This is a genomic window from Pantoea sp. CTOTU49201 (assembly GCF_032054795.1).
GTDB lineage: Bacteria > Pseudomonadota > Gammaproteobacteria > Enterobacterales > Enterobacteriaceae > Pantoea > Pantoea symbiotica.
This window is the reverse complement of sequence record NZ_DAMBSA010000530.1, coordinates 1-2,563: the sequence shown is the minus strand read 5'-3', so window position 1 is coordinate 2,563 and position 2,563 is coordinate 1. Positions and strand designations below refer to the sequence as shown.

3 protein-coding genes are annotated in these 2,563 nt (G+C 57.2%); 2 read left to right on the top strand and 1 reads right to left on the bottom strand.

Going from position 1 to position 2,563, the window contains the following annotated elements:
- A partial coding sequence (locus RTY00_RS23315; protein WP_312666546.1) for a DUF2817 domain-containing protein occupies nucleotides 1-560 on the top strand: 560 nt, incomplete at its 5' end.
- On the opposite strand, the gene RTY00_RS23310 is transcribed toward RTY00_RS23315, so the two are convergent.
- Complete coding sequence (locus RTY00_RS23310; protein WP_008110103.1) at nucleotides 555-1,325, bottom strand: 2OG-Fe(II) oxygenase; 771 nt, start codon at nucleotides 1,323-1,325, stop codon at nucleotides 555-557. The genes RTY00_RS23315 and RTY00_RS23310 overlap by 6 nt on opposite strands.
- Nucleotides 1,326-1,424: 99 nt before the next feature.
- Here RTY00_RS23310 and RTY00_RS23305 point away from each other — a divergent pair, with 99 nt between their 5' ends.
- Nucleotides 1,425-2,327 carry a LysR substrate-binding domain-containing protein gene (locus RTY00_RS23305; RefSeq protein ID WP_312666545.1) on the top strand — a complete coding sequence of 301 codons (903 nt, stop codon included), beginning with the start codon at nucleotides 1,425-1,427 and terminating at the stop codon, nucleotides 2,325-2,327.
- The last annotated feature ends 236 nt before the right edge of the window (nucleotides 2,328-2,563 follow it).

The window sequence follows — 2,563 nt, the reverse complement described above, 5'->3', positions numbered from 1 at the left end:
ATGGCGCGGCGGACGGTTTCTTCTTCGGCGGCCAACAGCCAGGCTGGTCGTACCGCACGCTGCAAACCATCATCGGCAATCACTTATCGCAGGCCAAAACCATCATCAGCTTCGATCTGCACACCGGCGCTGGCGCGTGGGGACATCCGATGCTGCTGTCGATTGCCGAGCAGCGCTTCGCTGCGCATGACTGGGGCAAAGCGATTTACGATGAATGGCTGACGCTGCTGTTCACCGGCGCGGGACGCGACAGCGAAACCGGCGTCACCGCGACGGCCACCGGCTATGTGTCGCAATTCCTGCTGACCTCGCTTCCAAACATGCAGATTTTGCCGCTGGTGGTGGAGTGCGGCACCTATCCCGGCGAGGAGATGCATCGCCGCGTGCGCGACGATCACTGGCTGCATCTGCAAGGCGATCCAGCCAGTGAAAGCGGGCAGGCGATTAAGCATGAACTGGTGGAAGGATTCTGGCCCGCCGACGCTGACTGGCGGGCGCTGGTGGCCTTTCGCACCCAACAGATTTTTGTGCGCGGCTGGCGGGCGTTAATCGATTTATAAGCGTCCGTAAAAGGTCATGCGGGCGGTTTCCGACAGCGCAATGCCCGGCTCGGTGTTGTACGCCAGCACCGCCAGCATGCGGGTGATATCGCCTTCGGTTGGCGTGACGCGATGCAGCGAATTACGGCCACGGAATAGCACCAAATCCCCGGCATCAATCGCCAGCGCGTCTACCGGCTGGCGCTGATCCAGCACCGCTGCCACGCCGTCGAAATTCATCTCGCCGGCATCGGCGTCGCGCAGATCCTTCACGTACTGGAACACCGCGCCGGCGCGCGGCTTCTGCACCAGCAGCGTGATGGCAAATGACGAGTTATCAAAGTGCCAGCCCAGTTCCTGACCGTCGGGCGCGTAATGAAGATTGATCGACGACAGCGGATCGGCATACGGATAGAGCGCCTCTTCTCCCAACACATCGCACAAGAAGCTTTTAAACAGTTCATCGTTATAGAGCTGACGCAGCGGTGAATCGGCGGCAATTACATCATCGGTGATGCAGCCTTTGGTGCTGATGACATCGCGATTGCGCGGATGATCGGCGCTGAAAGCCTCATCTTTCTTCATCAGATAAACGTTGTGTTTGCTGGCGGTGTGATACGCCAAATGGCGCTGTGCATCACCTTCAGCAATGATGGCTTGCAGCGCGGCGGGCTGCAGGAACTGACGCAAAACTAAAGCGCCGTGCTGATTAAGTTGCTCACGGCAGGCGCGACGCCAGTCGGCATCGGCCAGCGGATGCAGATCGAAACGAATCAAGGCAGACATAGTTTCACTTCTCATGTGTTACAGGTGTGTAAAGACTGTAACTCGCTGATATGTTAATACGTAACGATAAAAATTTAATACCTTGCTAAGGAAACCTTAATGCCTGCGCCATCACCGCGTTTGCCCAAAATCAGCGTCATTCAATCGTTCAAAGTGGCGGCGGAACTCGGCAGCCTGGCGAAAGCGGCTGCGCAACTGGCGTTAACGCCCGCTGCGGTGAGCCAGCAAATTCGCCAGCTGGAAGAACAATTAGGCAGCGCGCTGTTTGTGCGCACGCAAAGCGGCGTAATGCTGACGGAGATGGGCAAAGAGTATCTGCGTTATGTCACCGAAGCGTTTGACATTCTGCATCTCGGTCAGCAAAACCTGCGTCATGCGGCATCAACACCGCGTTTAACGCTCTATTCGCTGCCAGCGCTGGCCTCAAAATGGCTGCTGCCGAATATTGCGCAGTGGCGCGAGCAGTGTCCTGATATCGATTTAGCGCTGCACGGCACGCATACACAGGTGGATTTCAACGCCACGCCCGCCGATTTTGTTATCTGTTTCGGTGAAGATCGCTATCCGCAGCTGGATAAGCAGTTGCTGTTCCTCGATGAAGTACTGCCGGTGGCGAGCCCGACGCTATTGCAACGTTTTGCCGATCAGGATGTGTTGCAGCACGCGCCGCTGATCCACCTCGACTGGGGCAACGAAGGGCGCTTTTTACCCGACTGGCGCAGCTGGTTTCAGGCGAAGGGCATTGACGATCCGCCACCGCAGCCATCGTTCAGTTTCAATCTCACCTCGCTGGCGATTGATGCCGCCGTGGCAGGCGCGGGTTTGCTGCTCGGTCAGCGGCGTTTGATTGCCAGCGAACTGGCGCGGGGCGATTTGATGATCGTCGATCCACTCAGCCTGCCGCTCAGCAAACCCTATTTCCTCGCCTGGCCGCAGCGTTCACTCAGCCAGCCAGGCAGCGATGCACTGATCCGCTGGCTCACGCAGCTAGCCCACTCGTAGGGTCGCCATTCATGGCGACCAGCAACCGGCACGAACTTGTAGAATCGCCATTTAAGGCGTAAGACTCGTCAGTTAAGCGTCTTTCGGTCACCATAAATGGCGACCCTACAAATGATTGGCGCTTTTTTCGGATGGTCACCATAAATGGCGACCCTACAAATGATCGGCGCTTTTTTCGGACGGTCACCATAAATGGCGACCCTACAAATGATCGGCGCTTTTTTCGGATGGTCACC

Excerpts from the sequence above, each read along its gene's own strand:
- RTY00_RS23310 (WP_008110103.1), bottom strand. The coding sequence starts at position 1,325 with ATGTCTGCCTTGATTCGTTTCGATCTGCATCCGCTGGCCGATGCCGAC.
- RTY00_RS23305 (WP_312666545.1), top strand. The coding sequence starts at position 1,425 with ATGCCTGCGCCATCACCGCGTTTGCCCAAAATCAGCGTCATTCAATCG.